The sequence below is a fragment of the Photorhabdus kayaii genome, from assembly GCF_025384895.1.
Lineage (GTDB): Bacteria > Pseudomonadota > Gammaproteobacteria > Enterobacterales > Enterobacteriaceae > Photorhabdus > Photorhabdus kayaii.
The window spans coordinates 57,455-77,897 of the sequence record NZ_JAJAFZ010000008.1 but is presented as its reverse complement, the minus strand read 5'-3'; the positions used below and the strand labels follow the sequence as shown (position 1 = coordinate 77,897).

The window sequence follows — 20,443 nt, the reverse complement described above, 5'->3', positions numbered from 1 at the left end:
CTCCGATTATTGAGCGATGTTCTGCGTAAACTGCAAGATAATAAATTCGGCTGGACGAACTGCCGCCAGACCCACTTTGACAATCATTTTGCCCTGCTTGATATCGTCATCGGTCATGGTGAGACCTTTACCGATTTGGACGAAATAAGCTTGTTCGGCTTTATTGCCCATCAACCCGCCTTGCTGCCACAAAGTATGGAGATAGTTATCGATAGCGCGGTGGACGGCTTTCCACGTAGGTTGGCTGTTGGGTTCAAATACCATAGCACTCATGGCATTTTTAATATTTTGCTCTGCACTGTTAAACAGGCGGCGAACCGGGATATAGCGCCAGTTATCGCTGTCCTCAAGTGTACGAGCCCCCCAAACCAGCGTACCGCTCTTAGGAAAGGTACGGATCATATTCAGTGCCTTGCCTTGGTTATATTGCGTTTGCAGATCATCGGTTACCGGGTATTTAGGTTGTAATCCCCCTTGAATAGGAACGTTAGCGGGTGCTTTCCAGACTCCTCGGCTATTATCGACACTGGCATAAATACCGGCCATAACCGCACTGGGTGGAATATCAATGGCGGCTTTATTTTCTCCCCATTCAGCGGTTAGCCAAGGGTAATAAACTGCGCCATAAGCGGTAGGGGAATAAGGCTTGAGAGCTTTTTCTGGTTCTTTTATATCGGTATCACTTTGTGGGCCATCAAAAATGGCAAATAATCCTTTGCCCGGCTGACAAAGTTTTCCTGCCACCTCGTTGATCTCTTCTCCGGCGGCAACCAGTAATGTCACATCGTCAAGTTTTGGCACTTGTGTTTCTAACTCTTGAGTTTTGACGAGATAGCAATATCCACCACCGTTAATAAAATAAGCACGCAGTGAAACGTCAAGGATATTCTTGGGATTAAATGGTTCGCCTTTTAGTGTCAAATAGTTCATCCAACTACTAACACGAATATAGGGTTTATCTGATATTAATGAACCGTTGTTTGTAACAGCAAAGACCGGCACAGCCGTTGCACTGGAACGAACGGAGAGTGCGGGTGAAGCGTCCTCTTCAATATAAACGCCGGGATAAGAATATGTTGGCATGTTGCCTCCAATTATTGTGCAATATTCTGAGTAGATAGCTTGATAAATAAGTCTTAAGCCGCTTGAATAGTGACTCGATCTGCGGTCAGGCTAATTTCCTGAACCGCAACTTCATTGCTGGTGGCATCAAAAGCAGGAGCGGTTAATGAAGTTGGGAAGGCATTTGCCACGCTCCAGGTCATTAAAATTTCAGTACCGGCTTCGTTAGTTAGGCTGATTGAAATATCTTTTTTCTCGATCTGATTAAGTTGAATAGAATTAAGCCAGTCAAAAAGTTTAGTATCACCGGAGAAGACACCTTTACGTAGCGTAATATTGATCGCCTGACGTTGGCCGGGCATTTTATAATAATTGCCTGTACCGTCTTTATATTCGATGACGTCATGAGAAATATCGAGCCCGGAAACGCTGTTAAAAGGGACTTTCTCATCACCGATTGAGACAACGAAGCGGTAAGTAGGGATCGGATATTCAACAGCGATTTGTTCAGGAGTTGTAGACATAATTTTTCCTTGATTGGTTATTTACGTTTAAAAGATAAACAGGGTGTTATTGCCTTGTTTTGATTAACACCGAGGTTTTGATTAGCTCCGAGCTATGGCTATAGCTACCGCAGCAACCTGCCTTATGGCGGTTATTATTTATGCTGAAAAAATTTACTTCGCGATTATTTAGTTCGCTTTTAATAAAGCGGCATGATTATAAGTAATGAATCTTTTGAGGGAATACTAATTAATAGTGAGTGATAATTATTAATTGGTATGGCATAGGTTACTCATTTTAGGTATTAGAGCCGTTTTATTTGGTTTTAGGGGATAGGAAAATTATGAATGGATAATTATTTTCTCTTTTATCGATTAATTGATGATCAAAAGAGTGGGTAGAGAAGATCGTGTTGAGCCTATGGTTTGATTTTTTATGAATATACCCAATGGATTTCAAGATGCATCGCGACGGCAAGGGAGAGAATCCCTGGGAGCATAGGTAACTATGTGACCGGGGTGAGCGAGCGCAGCCAACAAAGAGGCAACTTGAAAGATGAAGGGTATAGTCAGTATTGGTGATTTTATGTATTAGCATTCTTTATTGCTTGTTTTTTGCCAGGTGATTTTGTTTGATTTTTTTGGGTGTTTGTTTTTTAGAATAATAAAGTCAGAGATTGGGGGAATTGCTTTATGTTTTATTTGTCAGTAATCGACCAATCAATAGATAAATGGTTGTTATTATATTGAATTTGATCATAAGAAATTGATTAATACAACCACCTGAGTATCAGTAATGAATATGGGATATTAGAGATATTAGGAGCAGATATTATCTTGCCTAAACTGGTAGTACAGTAATGAAAGGAGTGAGAAAGAAAGTTCAGAGCCAGCTTTGACAGTTATTGGATTACAGGCATGAATATATTGGTGCTACATATCTGGATCTTAAAACCCATTTTATGTGAAATTTATAACCAAGTGGAGTTATTGCATTGGTTTTTATTAAATGATAGTAATTTACTATATTAAAAGTGTTCTAAATTTCGATAGCATCTCGAAGAAGAATATATGGATAAGAACAGAATTATTGTCTTTGAAATAAAGAAGTTCCAAGCGAGTAAGAAGTCTATAGGTTTTTTAGGAGTGCTTTAGTTAGCAAGGGCGGTAGCGTTAATAGTTTAATAACCTCAATCTTCTAATGAGTTATCATTAAAATATAATTTCAACGTGTTTTTAAAGGAGAATCAAGCAGCTTTTATAAAGTTGTAGCTTTGATATTATGTGTTGTAGATGATGAATACCTTATTGTTTATTCTGAATATGGAATAGCTTGTATTCTAAGAGAATACTATGAATGTTAAGTATAGGTATGAACTTACTTTGTTTATAAAATAAAAGTTCATTCTTTGTAAATTATTAATGGAGAAATCTCTTCAGTACAATCGATTATAATTAACTATAGGAACTATCCAATGGTTATACTCTATAAATTCAATAGATATAATTAGGCATGATGTTATTGTACAATGATAGGCAAGAAATAAGTGTTGGTTCCTTGAGAAAGGTAGTTTGTATTGCACGATTTTCTATCATAGTTTGGAGCCTATAATTTGATTTTGAGAGAGGTAGAGTGTTAGACAATCACGGTCTGAGATAATGATTGATACAGTGTTCGAGTAGTGAATCAATCTTATCGTATTTACATAGAGATAGTATTTAAAATTTGGTTAAATATGATTCTGATATTCTAATAATTATTGAAGAATGATTTTATTCAGCAACTGAGATACAGTTTTGGTCCATATATTCGATTTAATACGCGGTTTTTTATATTTGGCTAATTAATTATGAAATAATCCACAAGAATATCGAGGCTCATGGAATTCTGGTTCTTTTCCGAATAAAACTAATAATGTTCATCAATTTTGTAAAGCGGTCGTTTTAGCGTGGGGTGTTGGTGAACTTCGAATAGAAGCTGTTGAAGATTTTCCATTTGAACATGGCATTCTACATTTAAACATCGATAAAGCGAACTTAAAGCTTGGGATAGAAACCGTATTTTTATTTTAAAAGAGCGATTTTTAAAACGGTTACTTGGTATAAACGTGTGTATCAAGATGAAAACGCATATCAGGTATCTAATAAACAAATAGAAATATATTTGAATTTATTGGAATAGAAGGAAAGGTTGGGTGGGTAAAAAAATGATGACTATTTTTATTTTATCAAGAGAATATCCTCCTTTTACAATAGGTGGAACCGGTACCGTTGCATTTTCTTTAGCTAAAGGTATTTCGTCATCGTGCGATGGGAAAATTGGAGTCATAACGAATACTACAAAGAAAGTTAATTCTCACGAAGTATATGGTAATCTTCATATCTATAGAGTAGCGAATGAAAAAATATACATCAATCACTCCAATTTATCGGATGCTATTATCAGATCACATCATCGCCTCTTAAAAGGAGTGAATTATTTAGTAAGTAAGTTGGGTATACCCGATGTAATACTATTACCAGATCTGTTTTGTTTTCCAGAAGCGAAGGTAGTGTCAAAATTATATAATTGTCCAATTGTTAATATTCTATCACAAGATTTTAGGCAAATAGTTCCATATGATAAAAGCACATTTCATATGGTTTCAAATGCAATATCAGCAAGTCACAATAGTTTATTTGATTTGGAGGAAAAGTCGTTACGAATGTCGGATTATAACGTTTTTATTAGTAACTCGATCTTTAATAGTATAAATGAAAATTACAACCTTGAACCTAATAACCAAAGTGTAGTTTATTTAGGAGTTATACTTGAAGAAATGACTCCACTAACTGTAGAAGAGTATGCAAAAAGGAGAGAAAACGTAGTCAGTACTCAAGAAATCTTGATTATTGCATGTGGTCGCTTAGTACCTGTAAAAGGAATGAATTATTTGATTGAGGCAGTTTTTCTATTGAAACAAAAGGTTTCAAATATAAGATTGTTAATTATCGGAATTGGGCCAGAGCTCTCTTATCTACAGGAATTAGTTCATCAATTTGAATTAGAGGAACAAGTTATATTCTTGGGTGATATACCAAGAAAAGATGCTTTAGTATATTTTAAAATAGCAGACATTGCAGTGGTTCCATCCATATGGGAATCGTTTTGTTACGTGGCAGCGGAATTTATGGGAATGGGTAAACCGATAGTTTGCACAAGTGTTGACTCATTAAATGAACTAGTTAGGGATGGAATAGATGGAATAAAGGTGGCCGTATATTTGAAAGATGGAAAACGAATATTGAATCCAGAAGATATCTTTCGTGGAATACTGCGTTTTATTGAAGAACCAGATTTAGCTAGAAAAATGGGGGAAAGCGCGAGGGAAAGAGTATTGACAAATTTCAATAATACTTTATTTGTTAATGGGATTATGGATGTATGTAACAAGTTATTGTCTAAACGAAATATACAAAAAATTGCTAGGTATGATTGAATGATAAAAGAAAAGATAGTTAAAGATTATCTGAAACAGATAAAACCTGTTGATCATATGGCTAAAAGAAGAATTATGTTAAAAGAAGCAAAGTCTTTAAAGATATCTGGCAGTCTGGGGATTCTCGACACAATTGCTAAACAGGTTTTATCAATTAAGGAAGAAATAAATCCATATAACTTTAGAAAATCTATTGTTGTTATGGCTGGTGATCATGGGGTTGCTAAAGAGTCCATCTCCGTTTTTAAATCAAGTGTCACAGGAAAGTTATTGCAGAAAATCGGTGAGGGAAAGGCTCCTATTAATGCGATTGCTAATACTGTAGGCGCATTCTTAGTACCTGTAGACATGGGTGTTACTGAGATTGTTAAATCATGTCCGACTGTTCTTAATATGAAGTTGGGATATGTCACGAATAACATATCTAAAGGACCTGCTATGTATAGGGAACAAGTAGTTGAGGGGATTTTGAGGGGAATCCAGCTTGTTTCCTCAGAGTTGCTTATTCACAGTGACATTATTGCAGTAGGGGAGATTGGTATAGGGAATACGACATCAGCCAGTGCAATTACAAGTTTGTTGTGTAGGGTGTCTCCTGAGGAAACTGTAGGACAGGGAACAGGAATCGCCTTGGATGTTCAAGATCGCAAAATAAATATTGTAAAAAAGAGTCTGCTCATTAATATGGCAAATCCTGACGATCCAATTGATATCCTTACTAAATTGGGAGGATTTGAAATAGTTGGTGTAGTTGGTGTGATATTGGGTGCTGCGATTAATAAGATACCTGTTGTTGTTGATGGATTTATTAGCAGTGTAGCTGGGCTCCTTGCCTACAGAATGTCACAAATTGTATCAGAATATATGATTATATCGCATTTATCTGCAGAACCAGGCCATAAATATGTAGTACAAGAGTTAAATAAATCACCTTTGTTAAGTTTAGGAATGAGGTTAGGACAAGCATCAGGGGCTGGACTTACCTTACCGCTGATTGAATCTGCTTGTGCTGTGTATCTGAAATCAGCGACTATTCGTGAGTCTGAAATTACGGCTGAAGATAAAAATATATGATTTTACCCAACAACTGAAGATATAGTTCTATAGGAAACGCTGAAAGTTTACGGTACGGTTTACTGAATGAGTGCTAGGGGTTGTTTGTTATAATAATGCAGTAATGGAAATTTTATCATACGTTAAAAGCGAAGCTGATGCAGGGAAAAATGTTTGTCAGTTGGGAATAGACGATAAATACAATATTTGATTTATATCGAGTGTCATATAATTGCAGTTGTAAATATTCTATTTTTGGTTATCTGTTATCAATAGCTTGTGAAAGACCAATGTAATTAGGTGGGGATGATATCAGGCATAGATCACTTAACAGTGTATCTATTAATGGTCGGTAAGATTATACAAGTTATAAGGTGTATTTAATGGATAATAGGAATGACAAGCCGTGTATTGTATTTGATTTGGACGGAACGTTAGTGAATACGTGGAATATTCATTTGAAGACGTGTTATGAGACTGCACTAGAAGTAACAGGAATACAATATAGGAAATTGGATATCATTCGTGCAAATAAAGTGACCGAAAGGGAGACATTAACTGCTTTATTGGGGAAGATGGACAATGATAAGGGGTTAAAATTCTATACTGCAAAGTTTATCGCTAATCTTGACTTATATAGAGTAGAACGATTTGAGGGAATAGACAGAATATTAGAATTTTTAAACTATAGCGGCAGTCCGGTTGGGTTATTTACAGGCAGGAAGAGAGAAACCGCTATGGCCTTGTTGGAAAAGACAAATCTTACTCGTTATTTTCGAAGTGTTATAACTACTGACGATGTGGTTCGCCCTAAACCATTTGAAGAAGGCCTGATAAAAACCATTGAAGAGTTGAAAGGGAGTAATGAAAGAAGTTTGTATATAGGTGACACATCAACTGACATAGAGATTTCTAATAAGCTAAATGTTTCATCTGTTTTAGTTAGTTGGAATCGAGGGCTGTTACCATCACGGGAAAAAATAAAAACGATCATTATTAATGATCCTGATGATCTTTTTGAACATATCAAGAGGTTTATTGATGAGTGAAAAAAGTAAGATGTATGAATATTTTTTGAAAGTTGCTAATGTTAGATCTAATAGAACTGCTATTAATAGCAAAAAAGAGTCTATGACATATGGTCAATTAAACGAATACGTAAATAAATTGGCGAGATACTTAAATCATCATGGAATTGTTCGTGATACATCTGTGGGCATTGTTCTAGTAAATAGCATATTGAACGTAATTAGTGTGCTTGCATTATCAAAGATAAAGGCAAAAATGATGTTTTTTCATCCAAAAATGACTGCTCAAGAATGTCAGAAGATAGGTTTATTTTCACCAGAATATATTATTTTTGATGAAAATGAGTTTTTTAAAACGGATGATATTTTTTCTTTAGCTGATTATGAGGGTCGTTTTGGCATGTATTTAACTGACTTTCGTGAATCTACGATATTTCAAATGGGTTATAAACACGATATAAAAGGAAGTATGATATTTTTTTCTTCGGGTTCAGCTGGTAGCCCAAAGGGAATTGTGAGAACTGAAGAGCAGATATTGGTGGAAGCAGAACAAATAGTTTCTACATTAGAAATCAAAGAATGTGACCGTATTGTTTGTTCTGCCCAATTATGTCATTCGTATGGTTTCATGTTTGGAATGATGATACCGTTGCTGAATGGTTGTGAAATAACTTATACAGATCCAATTATATTAGTCTCAAAGTTAGAGAGTTTGTTGAAAAGCAATACGATTTTTATTGGGTTGCCTATCCACTATCGATTGCTATGTGAGTATAGTAATCAAAAATTTGGCAATATTAGAATTGCGTTGTCAGGTGGTTCAGTCATGTCATTAGAGGAGAAAAGTAAAATTGAATTGCTTGATATTCAAATAAGCAATGTCTATGGTATGTCTGAAACAGGTGCTCTCATGATTGAGAATAATAAATACAATGATAGGAATTTATTTACGTATCCCTATCGTCTTATTACAGGAGTAGAAATGAAACTAGACTATAGTGAATCATATGATTTTCGAGGACAATTTGCTTATGAGCTCCTAGTTAAAACAAGTGCTCTATGTGTTTGTATAATAGATGATGGGAAAGTTAAAGAAAACCATTTTGATCAATGGTTTCCGACTGGAGATTTGGCAGTTACAAATGAAGAAGGGTTCCATATTGTAGGAAGAAAGGATTTAACAATCAATGTTGGAGGAAAAAAAGTCAATCCATTTGAAATTGAGTTTGTACTGAAAGAACATCCTAGTGTGAATGAAGTGATCGTATATGGTATATCGGATGTAAAGAGAGGTCAGGCCCCTATTGCACTTGTAACGGTTAAGCAAGAGGTTGATAAAAAAGAATTATTTGCTTTATGTCGTGAAAAATTATCAGTACATAAGATACCCCAAAATATAGAAGTAAGAAGTTCATTACCAACTTCTTCAATGGGAAAAATTTTAAGAAAAATTAAATGAATATAGGTGATTATTATGATAACAAAAGATTATATTAAATTGAAACTTGCTCAAATGCTTAAAGAAATTCTTGAACTAGAAAGTGTTCCTGAGATAAAAATAGATAATGTAATGGAGCAATTTAATATTGATTCTATTGCAGCATTGGAATTATTGGTTAGAATAGAGCAAGAATTTCATATCCAGATTCCAGATGAGGAGTTAAGTGTTAATTTGATTAACTCTTTTCATGGTCTAGTTGTTTATATTGAAAGAAAATATAATAAAAATTAGAAAAATGCGTATATCAATACATCAGCCACATTATCTCCCTTGGTTGCCATTGATTTATAAGATTATAACTAGTGAGGTATTTGTTTTTTTAGACCATATCAATTACTCCAAGAATGATTGGGTAAATAGAAATAAATTAAAGAATGCTAATGGATCTTTTATTCTGACGATTCCTATAAAGAAAAAAAGTAGTAAGGTAATTAAAGAAATATCTATTTATGGAGATGGGTGGAGAGACAAACATCTAAAGGGGTTTTATTATAACTATAATTCAGCAATGTATTTTGATGATATATTCCCATTTTTAGAGGAAGTATACCGAAGAGAGTGGATACACGTATCTGAAATAAATTATTTTATGCTAAAATGGGTTATTAATTTTTTGAAGTCAGATGTAATGGTCATAAAGTCTTCAGAGCTGGGATTATGTAGCATGAAAAACGATTTGTTAATTGATATTTGTAAGATCATAGGAGCAACAGAGTATATTGCTGGTAAATATGGATATGAAAATTATTTAGATCGTCAACTTTTTAAAAAGAACGATATAAGTATAAGGCCAATAGAATGGAATTGTCCTATTTATACACAATGTTATGAAAATAAAGGTTTTATTCCTAATCTATCGATATTCGATTTACTTATGAATTATGGCTCGGATTCAAAAAGCATCTTGCTCCAAGGTGGTACATTGGAATATGCTACACGGTGCGACACCGATGATTCAGGGTAATTGTCTTACGTAGTATCTGTTACAGTCGCCCAGCGCGGTTACCTCACAGGCGAATATACTGGCTGATAAATCAATTCTAAATCTGCTTAGGGTGATGTATTTCTGTTGTCCATTCAACTGTTAGTTAGCACCGATTTGGGGGAAGAGCAATGTCTACTTCATCTTTATAAAAAACCAGATATTCTGTACTGCGTTGGTACAGGACATCATCATGATGTTTATCCCATGTTTTGTGAGTCGTTTTCTGCATCATTTCCGGTTAGAGATTTGTTTTGATTTGGTAATTAATCAGATCGCTCAATTCAGACTGAGTTCCTTTCATGTGATTTATTATTTTGAATAGCTATTTAGCCCGTTTTGCTAACAGAGGACTCTTGTTTTATCGATATAATCTGCGATAGCTTACAATATTGGGGCTTGTTGGGGTATTATATTCAATAATTAATTGGAGAGGAGTAAAGCTATTGTGTGTTAGCGAATGAATGACGGAATTTAGAGAATGTGAATCAATCAGTGTTACTATTAGTGTAGTGAGGATGGTTAATAAGTTGGGGTGGATAATATGGAGGATCCTGCCCATAACTCTAGATGTACCAGAAAGATTACGCCAGTGTCAGACTCTTTTAATCTGATATCAGGTAAACATTAACGCTTAATAAAGGGTGAATGTAGAAAAGTTTCATGAGCAGCAGTAAATGATGTTAAACATAGGTAAGAACGGGGTTTGCTTCTGATCGGCTTAAAATTCGTCAGACAAATAAAGGTGTGAGTCAGCGGATTTCATCAAGGTTCGTGAAAGGTCGTACCATAGATGATAAAGTTGTAATCTACCCGTCAATGTCAACATTAACTGAAGCTTTGTAAACGGAAGGCATTCATTATAAAAGTCATGCAAATAATAGATGTAAAAAATTTAACTAAAATGTATCAGTATCATAAAAAAGAACCCGGTTTTATGGGTTCAATTAAATCATTAATTAATAGGAAATATGAATATAATAATGCTGTTAATAATATTTCTTTAAAAATTAATAATGGCGAATTCGTAGGGTTAATTGGTCTCAATGGTGCTGGAAAAACAACAACACTTAAAATGTTGAGTGGATTACTTACACCAACGAGTGGAACGGCTACAGTTTGGGGAGAAATACCTTGGGAGCGTTCTTTGAAATACCGGAATAGAATCTCTATGGTGATGGGGAATAAAATTCAATTGATATGGGATTTGCCACCTATGGACTATTTTGGCCTGCTTAAAGATATCTATAATATTTCCACAAATGATTTTAATAACAGAGTAAATAAACTTTCAGAATTGTTGGATGTTACAGATTTGTTGAAAGTGCAAACGAGAAAACTATCATTAGGAGAAAGAATGAAAATGGAATTAATTGGTGCAACATTGCATAATCCGGAAATCTTGTTTATGGACGAGCCAACGATTGGTTTGGATATTTTTGCGCAAAAAAATATTAGATCTTTTTTGCGGGAGTATAATAAGTCCTATCAAGCAACGATCTTGTTAACGAGTCACTATCTTGAAGATATAAAAGAATTGTGTGATCGATTGATCATTCTTCATCAGGGAGTTATTATCTATGATGGGAAAACTATTGATATCATTAATGTATTTAGTCGCTATAAATATATAAAGATGAAGTTAAAGAGTGCGGTTACTAATGGAGAGCTTGAACTATTTGGTGAAATTACGCATCAGGAGGATTTGGACGTTACATTGAGAATTGACCGTGAAAGAATACCGCAAACAGTAGCAAATATTCTAGAAAAGTTCTTAGTCGAAGATCTAAATGTGGAAGAGTTATCAATGGAGGATATCATTTCTAAGGTGTATTCGAAAGAATAATAAAAATAAAAAAACCTCAAGAACTGAGATGGAGGTCTATATGGATAATAAGTTGTCAATAAAAAAATATTTACATGTTTTTTATATCACTTGGCAAAAGGGTATTGAATATCGTTTTAGTGTATTTTATATGATTATTGAAGCATTAATTCCAGCGATCGCAATGATTTTTTTGTGGAAAGCCATTTATGCAAATGGTGATACGTTGGAAGGATATACATTTTCTGAGTTGGTTATGTATTTTATCGGTGCCAGGCTTATTAACTATTTTGTATGGTATGCAATTGATTGGAAGCTGCATGAGCAAGTTCACGAAGGAAACCTTAGTACGCTATTACTAAAGCCTATAGATGTGCAAATCTACTATTTTTGGGAAATGATTGGAGATCGATTGGTCAACATTATTTTAGGTGTTATTCCGCTCGTATTATTGATGGTTATATTTGGAAGTTATTTTGATTTCAAAGTATCTATTTATAATCTATTTTCGGGTTTCTTATCTATTATCTTGTCTTGTATCTTGTGGTTCTTAGTATCTTGGACGATAGGTTGCTATGTCTTTTGGACCCAAAAAGCGGATATGATTTTATTTGTGAAGGAAGTAGTTATTATGAGTCTGGCTGGAATATTTTTTCCAATAGATATTCTTCCCTCACACTTTGTTGAAATCATTGATAAAACTCCTTTCCCATATCTTGCATACTTCCCATTAAGAGTATTACTTACTGATATAGATGAAATCAATGTGATATCTGGATTAATTACACAGGCTATTTGGTGTCTTATATTTCTCTTTTTGGGGAGGATAGTTTGGAGACAAGGATTGAAAAAGTATGTAGAGGTAGGAGGGTAACATGTTTCGATATCTAAAGCTTATGAAAAAGATTCTTATGTTAAGTCTGCAACAAGATATGGAATTTCGTCCTAATTTTATCGCGGCAGTTTTTTCGTCATTATTATGGATTTCGGTTCCTATTATTCTTTTTAAAGCCATTTATGGACATGTTGATAGTATTGCAGGCTGGGCATGGGAAGATATAATTATATTACTGGGTACTTACGTCATTATTGATTCTGTGATGATGGGATTATTGATAAACAATATGGGGGAGCTTCAAGATGATATTATGGAAGGAAGGCTTGATACTTATTTGACCAAACCAATCGATTCCCAATTTTATGCATCTTTTAAGAGAATTGACTTCCCACAATTAACAAATACAATCAGCGGTGTATTTATTGTTATGTATGGATATTATTCTGCTTCATTGAGCTTTCATTTTATCAATTTACTTCTGTATATTTTTCTGTTGTTGACTGGAATGATAACGTACTACAGTATTTGGTTTATTTGGACTGTTACTTCGTTTTGGTGGCCTAGCAATGAACACAGAGATTCTTTGTTTTTAAATAATATTATTATTGCGCGTTTTCCTATTGATATCTTTAATGGAGGATTCGGTTTTATTTTTAAGATGATGGTTCCTCTGGCATTAATTGCTAATCCTGCTGCTATGGCGTTAATTGGAAATATTGGATGGGAATTAGGGATAATGTCGGTTTTCATTTCGATTTTTTTCTTAACTCTATCAAGAATAATTTGGCAATTGGGATTAAAATCATATTCCAGCACTGGTAGTTGAGAGAAGGTTGAAAAAGGAGGGATGTATAATGTATCAGGTATATGCAAGTGTTCTTATCATTACGAGGAATAAGCCAGAACGTCTCGATATTACGTTACAATCCCTTGTAAATCAAGAGGCAACGGAAGCTCCATTTGAGGTAGTTATTATTGATGATGGTTCTGATATTGACTTATGCGTAATAACAGATAAATTTGCAAATCATCTGGCAATTCAATATATAAAAACGGTACATCAAGGAATTGCTGTTGCGAGAAATATTGGTATCCATGCTGCAAAAGGTGAAGTTATTATTCTTACAGATGATGATGTAATAGTAAATTCTACATTTGTTAGAGCTCATATTTCTGAACATCGTAAAGAAGAGAGTTTAGTTGTTGTAGGCGACCGTTATAACGTGTATTGCTCTAATCTTATGAGAGATTCTGTAAAGAGTTCGCTTGTTAGGGCATTACATGGAGATATGGAAGGATTATTGAAACAAATTCGCAGAGATTTCTATGGAAAACAAACGTTACGATTATTTGATAGCGAATATCAAAAGAATGATCAGGCTAGATGGATTTGCTTTGTAGCACGTAATGTTTCAGCACGGAAAAATGATCTGATAGAAGTAGGTGGATTTGATGAAGGCTTCATAGGATGGGGGATAGAAGATATTGAGTTAGGATATCGTTTAGCTTTACATGGTAATCGTTACAAATACAGATCTGACGCAATAGTTTATCACCTAGAGCATACAGTTGGAAATGACAGGGTAAGAGATATTAATAAAAATTTTGAATATTTTATACAAAAGCATCCAACAATCGCTCCTGTCATCTATAAGGAATTTACGTTTGGAGAAATTAGTTTGGAAGGATTTTGTTTATCTTTAGAAAATGGTTTTCGGACAGAAGTGGAAGAGTCTAAGAGAACTTATTATAAGATGATTAGATAAAAAGGTGAATTATAATGGAAGAAGGAAAAAATTTCTTATCTAAGAAACTAAAAGTACTACATTTAATACAACATATGAAGGTTGGAGGGGCTCAACGGGCTCTAATTAATATCATGATCTCCACATCGTTATGTTTTGAACATATAGTGGTGAGTACTTTAAATCAATATGAATCTGAGCTTAAGGAGTTACAGATTATATTCATAGATTATGCACAAAAAAATATTATAAAAATAATCATGGAGGAGGTACCTGATATTATTCACTATCATTGGTGGCCTGGATTTAAAATGATACCTAAGAGCCGAATGCCTCATAATTGTAGTGTCATAGTAACAATGCAAGATCCTGCTCCAGTTGAAGATATTCAAGCAGATGTTTATGTTTCAGGAAGCGATTTTATTGATAGCTTTCAAGAGCATATTGGAATTAATAAAAGAATTGTGATTAAAAGTTATATTGATATACAACAATTTATTTTAAATAGAGAAAAAATGGAGAGAGTTATTATTGGGAGACATAGTACTATTTATGAAAATAAGATACCAAAAAACTATATAGCTAATTTGGTCGATTTCAAACTAGACGCAAAATTTATTATAGTTGGTGATGGAGATCCTATTCTTATCGATAAATTAAATGAAGAAATAACTATATATCAAGCGCAAAATATGATTGAAATTTGGCCTGGAAGTAAAATAAGAGAAATGCTTTCTATATGTGATATATTCCTTTATCTTACACCTGATGATAGCTTGGAAGGATTTGCTAATGTAATTTCTGAAGCGATGGTTGCGGGTATTCCAGTTATTGCAGAAAAAAAAGGGGGGAATCCAGAACAGATTATTCATGGAAAAACCGGTTTTTTGTGTACTGGATATCAACAAGCAAGAGATTTTTGTCAGCTTCTTATTCAAGATGAGATTCTGCGTATGAAAATGGGAGAGAATGCCAAAAAGCGCGGAGTAACGTTTGATCGCCATATAATGGGGAGATTATATGATCAAGTGTATGTTAATTTAGCAGAATTAAATGAATATTCAAGGTGAATAGATGAGTAAACATATTGATTTTATAGGTAATTATTTTGAACATTTAGGCCCATACGATTGTTTCTTTAATGCACTTGTTTATTGGATGGAATATCATAATATATGTACTAATGAGCTTCATACGTTTAACTTGGATATTTCTTATCATTCGCCAACAGGAATTTTTTCTGGAAGTGCTGAACCACATATATTTTTCATGTTTTTACGAGAATTTTTTCATATAGAAACAAATGTATATTATCTACAAGAGTTAAATGAAATTCCATTAAATGAACTTTTCATTTTAGAATCTAATTCATATTTTTTTCCAAATGAATTGGACTATCATCAGAAAGCAGATCATACAAAATATGTTGTTTCTAAACGAGTTGAGCCAAATAAATTGTTAATGTGGGATCCTTATGATAATGAAACTATTTTCTCATTTATTTCGGACTTGCGTAACAGAGATAATTTCAAAATCAACGGTTTTTATTTATCTAGAACGAGATACAAACCAAATACTGCAATGATAATTCCTTATCTGTTGAGTAAGGATTATATGAAAGAATATATTATTGTTTTTAATCATGCGAGGAAGCAGATTTTATATATGAAGGAAAATAACTTTGATAAATTTCTTTTGAAGAATCATTACGTATTTAGAAAATTCTATGGTTGCTTTCGGGGTATTTTTATGGCAAGAGAACGTCATTTCAGGAGCAAAACAACGTCGGAGAATGGAGTCGAAATTTTAACTGGATGGAATCGAGTACAGAAAAATATGACTAAATTTGGGTTGCAGTTTGAAGATAGTGTTAGTGAACTCATGATTTCTTTGGAACATGTTTTTGATAAAGAAATAAAATATTTGGATTCCTATAAATAACTTGTTAATGTGATATAGTTTTATCTAGTAAAATCTTGCTATTTCCTACATCTGTGATCCGAAAAATATACTATTGAGATATTCTTATCTGTATAAGTTGGAATTTAAATCTTGCTTTTATGCAGTTTTTTAATGCTGTTTTTATCATATAGGATCTATTTGAATATAAATATATATACTGTATAGGTCATGATATAAATTGGATTAATACAATATTAATTTCTTCTCAAGACGAGTTAGAACTGATTAATCGGTAATAAAAGAAAACTTATTAATTCTTAAATATTACCATCCAAACTACCCAAGGAATTGTTTCTGTGAAATTAGTAAATAAAAACGCTAGAGTACTTGTTATTGCAGCACACCCTGATGATGAGATTCTAGGATGCGGAGGAACAGTTGCTCTATATCGTAAAATGGGTATTTCAGTAACAAGTGTGATCTTTTGTGAAGGAGTATCTTTGCGTTACACTAATCAGAATATTGATATGTATTCTTTTGCACAAAGCGCAGCTAATAAATTGGGAGTAACAGATATTCGTTATTTGAATTTTCCTGATCAACGGTTAGATCAATTTAATCTTGTTGAAATTATCCGACCATTGGAGGAAATAATCAGAGAAATACGCCCGACAATCATTTATTGTCAATATGGTGGTGATATAAATTATGATCATGAGCTTCTATTTAAAGCCACTTTGGTTGCTGTAAGGCCTATTGAGAAGTATATAAAAGCGGTTTTTGCCTTTGATACTGCAAGTAGTACGGAATGGGCTTATCCCCGAACGTTTATTCCCGATACATGGGTGGATATCACATCCACTTTAGAAATAAAACTTCAAGCAATAGCTTGCTATATTACGGAGATTCGTGACTACCCACATCCGAGATCATTAGAAGCATTACGAAATAGAGCTTATTCCTGGGGAAATCAAGTATGTTCACCTGCCTCAGAGGTTTTTATGACGGTCAGAAGTATTTGCCGTGATGGTATAGTTCCTCTATAGAGTATCAAGGTTTATTGTTTTAATGTTTTTTCCACCTTAAAGTGTGACTTTTTAGGCTTCGATTGACAGCTTTATGCATGTTTAACAGGTGTTAGTTGAGGTTAATATGAACAAGAAAGAAGAACAGGAAGTTAGAAAAAAGTTCAAAATATTGGTTCATGCTCAAGAAGGCAATAGTGTCAGCAAAACTTGTCGTTATTGGGGAATATCTCAGGATATTTTTTCCGCTGGAAAAAAGACTATGCCGTCAAAGGAAAAAAGGGTTAATTAATAGCAAACCGTGCTCGAAAAATCCTACTATTCGTGTTGCTCCTATCATTGAAGAGAAAATTTTATATCTGCGCAAAAATTACCATTTTTGGTGGCGCTAAAATAGGTCTGGTGTTTGGTTCGATATCATGACTTGAAAATCTCCCTGCTAGGAGTCTTAGTGCTTTATGTCGTCATGGCCTTAACTGGCTCTCTCAAAACCTCAGAAAACGCCAAGTCAAATCGATTAAACGTGATCGAGTAGAAAATACTAGGGTATCACGTTCAAGTGGATGCTAAATTCCTAAACTTCAAAGATGAGAATAGAAATAAGGTACGCAGACTCCAATACACAGCCATTGATGATGTAACGTGTATTTAGGGCACTGAAAGTCTATGAAAAACATAACCAAGCATGTGCCATTGATTTTATTAATTATGTCGTTGAAGAATTCCCTTTCAGGATCAAAATGATCCGCACAGATAACGGTCATAAATTTCAATCCAAATTCCATTGGCATTGTGAAGACTTGGGATTTGAATATGTGTATATCAGACCTGCCAGTCCTAATCTGAATGGGAGGAGTTTTACAACTATTACAGACCACGCGGTGGCTTGAAAGGTAAAACTCTTTATGAGATTTTTTTTGGAAAAATGAGAACGTAAAAATGTTCTATCCTCCGTCAGTGAGTATGTACACTATCCTATGCTACTCCCTAACAATAGGATTATTTGCTTTTTTTATTGTCGGCAGCAATACGAGCTTGTATCCCCTTCTGGGATAATTGGGTTGTAGTGGGTGATATTCGTGGTGTAATATCAAAAATATTCATATCATAGAATTCTGGATTATTAATAAATGGAAAATATCCGGCAGGGACAATGATATTGTATTTATTAACCACATCTCTTAATTTTCGGTTCGTTGGTACTCTATCTAAAATAGCCATTAGCCTTGATATTGCTAACTCTAGCTTATCTAGTGGTGAAAGAGTGACTATTGTTACCTCATCTTCTCCACTTAAATGGGCATAATCATCCTTTTTACTTATTGAATAGAAAAATGAGTCATCTGCCATTTTATTATAAATAGTTATTTAATTGAGTATTTAATTCCCTATTCCTTTCTCAATAGTATTCCTTTCTCAATAAATAGCGAGCAAAAATTCTCTGTCGGCATTTAAAAAACCTTGGTTAATGCAAGGCGTTTTTCTTCAACAAAGAATATTCAGAGTTGAGCACTGTTGTATGCCCCATTTTTACGAAAATGTGATCTGTGACAGGCTCAGTACAACAGTAAGTCTTAACAACAATCTAATTTTATATATAAATAATTCTTATTTATTGTCATTTGCTGCTAATTGACAGAATGAAATCCATTGACTTTTTAATGAGCTGTATCATTAGTTTTAATCGATACTTTCGATCTAAATTAATAAATTCGATAGTTTTTATCGATCGATTGTGTGATTTTTGAACGATTTAAACAATTTTATTTTCTAAATGATAACTTATAGTATTAATTTCATAACGAAATATTGAAATTTTATAAATACTTTTATCAATTAAATCATAACGCAAATATTTTATTTCTTTTGTAAGTATATGAGTGATTAGCAAATAACAGTTCTTAAGTACGAGTTGTAACACATCTATATTTCGATTTTGGAGTTATCAGCATGAATAAGAAAGTCAATGTATTGCGTGGCGCCAGGTATCAATTAGGTTTTACGCTGATTGAAGCATTAGTTGTGATGATTGTTGGGATTGTGATATTAGCCGCCGCCGCCGCGGGGATTGGTAAGTTGTTTCGGGCTTCGGAAATTTCAACCGAATCGTCGAATATTACTCAGATGGCCGCAAATTTGAAATCAATTAAAAATGGCGCCAAAGGTTATGACAGTTTGGATAACAAGATTGCCATCCATTATAAGGTTGTTCCGGCCAATATGACTCAGGATGGTAAGTCCGGGATTATTTTTAATAGTTGGAATGGCAAGGTAATCATTTCTCCGGGAGATACCACCGCTCAGACCTTTAAGATTGAGTATCAAAATGTGCCTGATGAGGCTTGCCAGCAACTTTCGTTGAAATTGCGAGTGGCGGGTTGGTCGAAAATGACCGTGGGTGGTGGAGGTGGGAAAGGACAGCAGTCAGCCACGGAAATTAAACCAGATTCGACTTTGGCGCAAATTGAAGCGGCGTGTAATGCCAATGATGCGAATACCGTGACGCTTGTTTCTGCCAGTTAGAGTTTGATTGATGTTTTGATGTGGATGTGTGGCTTGGCAGGCTCGGTGAAGGCTTCTCAAGCTGCATTTTCTTGGTGAGGGAAGTTGCCGGTTTCTCTGGTTCTGTTGTTGTTTCCCTTATCTAATCGTTGTGTGCTGAATCTGCCGGGAGATCATCATGATGATAGGGTGGTTGCAATCTTCTACCGGGTGTTTGGTCCTGGCATCCGGGTTGCTAGGGCTGTGTGTCGGAAGTTTTCTTAATGTGGTGATCTGTCGCCTGCCGATGATGATTTTCTCTGAAATCAATAATGAGTCTGTCAGCTTTAATCTCTGTTTTCCTGGTTCCCATTGTCCACGTTGCAGCCACGTGTTAGCGGCCCGCGATAACATTCCCCTGTTGAGCTATTTGTGCCAGAAAGGGCTCTGTCGATACTGTAAGGGTGCGATTTCTATACGTTATCCACTGGTTGAAGGCACGGTAGCGGTGCTCTTTTCCTTACTGGCTTTGGACTTGGGTTGGAGTTACTCGTTGTTGGGGTTTTTAGTGTTCAGCTCGATGTTGGTCGTACTGGCGGTAGTCGATTTCGAATATATGCTGCTGCCCGATCAACTGACACTTTCTTTGTTATGGCTAGGGTTGCTGTTTAATTTGTCATCCGCCGGTTTTGTCGCGTTGCCTTTGGCTGTCATTGGCGCAGTTTGGGGATATCTGTTTTTCCGGCTGGTTGAGTGGATCGCCCGGCGATTGACTCGACGCGATGCATTAGGCATGGGAGATGCCAAGTTTCTGGCGGCGCTCGGTGCCTGGTTAGGGTTGGAAGCGCTGCCAGTAGTGATTTTGCTGGCGGTGGAACTCACGCTGGTAAGTTATCTGGCAATGCGGTGGTTACGCAGAATTAAAACACCGCAGATACCTTTCGGGCCAGGTCTGGCAGTAGCTGGATTGATTGTCGCGCTTTGTCATCGGTAGCTAGCCGTGGTGCAGTTTTATAATA

Annotated in this window: 19 protein-coding genes and 1 pseudogene; 17 read left to right on the top strand and 3 right to left on the bottom strand. The window is 34.8% G+C overall.

Features of this window, described 5'->3' with window-relative positions; translation table 11 throughout:
* Positions 1–6: 6 nt before the first annotated feature.
* Positions 7–1,083 carry a phage tail sheath family protein gene (locus tag LGZ98_RS05080; protein ID WP_113043147.1) on the bottom strand — a complete coding sequence of 359 codons (1,077 nt, stop codon included), beginning with the start codon at positions 1,081–1,083 and terminating at the stop codon, positions 7–9.
* A 53-nt stretch (positions 1,084–1,136) separates the two neighbouring features.
* Entirely contained in the window at positions 1,137–1,586 is a 450-nt protein-coding gene (locus LGZ98_RS05075) for a phage tail protein (protein WP_113043146.1), read from the bottom strand.
* A 405-nt stretch (positions 1,587–1,991) separates the two neighbouring features.
* Between LGZ98_RS05075 and LGZ98_RS05070 the strand changes: the two genes are divergently transcribed.
* The 15 genes and pseudogenes from LGZ98_RS05070 (at position 1,992) to LGZ98_RS05000 (ending at position 17,880) form a co-directional block, all read left to right on the top strand.
* Positions 1,992–2,147, top strand: a complete 156-nt coding sequence (locus LGZ98_RS05070) for a hypothetical protein (protein ID WP_158536578.1) — start codon at positions 1,992–1,994, stop codon at positions 2,145–2,147.
* Positions 2,148–3,760: 1,613 nt separating this feature from the next.
* Positions 3,761–5,044, top strand: a complete 1,284-nt coding sequence (locus tag LGZ98_RS05065) for a glycosyltransferase family 4 protein (RefSeq protein ID WP_262977788.1) — start codon at positions 3,761–3,763, stop codon at positions 5,042–5,044.
* Complete coding sequence (gene cobT, locus LGZ98_RS05060; protein WP_113043200.1) at positions 5,045–6,118, top strand: nicotinate-nucleotide--dimethylbenzimidazole phosphoribosyltransferase; 1,074 nt, start codon at positions 5,045–5,047, stop codon at positions 6,116–6,118.
* A 362-nt stretch (positions 6,119–6,480) separates the two neighbouring features.
* Positions 6,481–7,146, top strand: coding sequence for an HAD family hydrolase (locus LGZ98_RS05055; RefSeq protein WP_113043201.1), 666 nt, complete (start codon positions 6,481–6,483; stop codon positions 7,144–7,146).
* Positions 7,139–8,584 carry a class I adenylate-forming enzyme family protein gene (locus tag LGZ98_RS05050; RefSeq protein ID WP_158536581.1) on the top strand — a complete coding sequence of 482 codons (1,446 nt, stop codon included), beginning with the start codon at positions 7,139–7,141 and terminating at the stop codon, positions 8,582–8,584. Before LGZ98_RS05055 ends, LGZ98_RS05050 begins: the two co-directional genes overlap by 8 nt.
* Before the next feature lie 15 nt (positions 8,585–8,599).
* The gene (locus LGZ98_RS05045; RefSeq protein WP_113043203.1) at positions 8,600–8,857 is read left to right on the top strand and encodes an acyl carrier protein; all 258 of its coding nucleotides are present in this window, start codon (positions 8,600–8,602) and stop codon (positions 8,855–8,857) included.
* Entirely contained in the window at positions 8,832–9,590 is a 759-nt protein-coding gene (locus LGZ98_RS05040) for a WbqC family protein (protein WP_146748109.1), read from the top strand. Before LGZ98_RS05045 ends, LGZ98_RS05040 begins: the two co-directional genes overlap by 26 nt.
* An 889-nt stretch (positions 9,591–10,479) precedes the next feature.
* On the top strand, positions 10,480–11,454 hold the full coding sequence (locus LGZ98_RS05035) for an ABC transporter ATP-binding protein (RefSeq protein ID WP_113043205.1): 975 nt from the start codon (positions 10,480–10,482) through the stop codon (positions 11,452–11,454).
* Positions 11,455–11,494: 40 nt separating this feature from the next.
* Positions 11,495–12,307, top strand: coding sequence for an ABC transporter permease (locus LGZ98_RS05030; RefSeq protein ID WP_229015774.1), 813 nt, complete (start codon positions 11,495–11,497; stop codon positions 12,305–12,307).
* Between the two features lies 1 nt (position 12,308).
* Positions 12,309–13,097: an ABC transporter permease gene (locus LGZ98_RS05025; protein WP_113043207.1), complete on the top strand. Its 789-nt coding sequence runs from the start codon at positions 12,309–12,311 to the stop codon at positions 13,095–13,097.
* Between the two features lie 28 nt (positions 13,098–13,125).
* Positions 13,126–14,037 carry a glycosyltransferase gene (locus LGZ98_RS05020; protein WP_113043208.1) on the top strand — a complete coding sequence of 304 codons (912 nt, stop codon included), beginning with the start codon at positions 13,126–13,128 and terminating at the stop codon, positions 14,035–14,037.
* Between the two features lie 14 nt (positions 14,038–14,051).
* On the top strand, positions 14,052–15,086 hold the full coding sequence (locus tag LGZ98_RS05015) for a glycosyltransferase family 4 protein (RefSeq protein ID WP_113043209.1): 1,035 nt from the start codon (positions 14,052–14,054) through the stop codon (positions 15,084–15,086).
* Between the two features lie 4 nt (positions 15,087–15,090).
* Positions 15,091–15,957: a hypothetical protein gene (locus LGZ98_RS05010; protein ID WP_113043210.1), complete on the top strand. Its 867-nt coding sequence runs from the start codon at positions 15,091–15,093 to the stop codon at positions 15,955–15,957.
* A 317-nt stretch (positions 15,958–16,274) separates the two neighbouring features.
* Positions 16,275–16,964 (top strand): PIG-L deacetylase family protein, encoded by a 690-nt coding sequence (locus tag LGZ98_RS05005; RefSeq protein WP_113043211.1) that lies wholly within the window; start codon positions 16,275–16,277, stop codon positions 16,962–16,964.
* A 106-nt stretch (positions 16,965–17,070) separates the two neighbouring features.
* A pseudogene (locus LGZ98_RS05000) lies at positions 17,071–17,880 on the top strand (helix-turn-helix domain-containing protein).
* Between the two features lie 62 nt (positions 17,881–17,942).
* Here LGZ98_RS05000 and LGZ98_RS04995 read toward each other — a convergent pair.
* Positions 17,943–18,293: a hypothetical protein gene (locus LGZ98_RS04995; RefSeq protein ID WP_113043212.1), complete on the bottom strand. Its 351-nt coding sequence runs from the start codon at positions 18,291–18,293 to the stop codon at positions 17,943–17,945.
* 600 nt (positions 18,294–18,893) lie between these two features.
* Between LGZ98_RS04995 and LGZ98_RS04990 the strand changes: the two genes are divergently transcribed.
* Positions 18,894–19,466, top strand: a complete 573-nt coding sequence (locus LGZ98_RS04990) for a type 4 pilus major pilin (RefSeq protein WP_113043213.1) — start codon at positions 18,894–18,896, stop codon at positions 19,464–19,466.
* 157 nt (positions 19,467–19,623) lie between these two features.
* Positions 19,624–20,418, top strand: coding sequence for a prepilin peptidase (locus tag LGZ98_RS04985; RefSeq protein WP_113043214.1), 795 nt, complete (start codon positions 19,624–19,626; stop codon positions 20,416–20,418).
* The last annotated feature ends 25 nt before the right edge of the window (positions 20,419–20,443 follow it).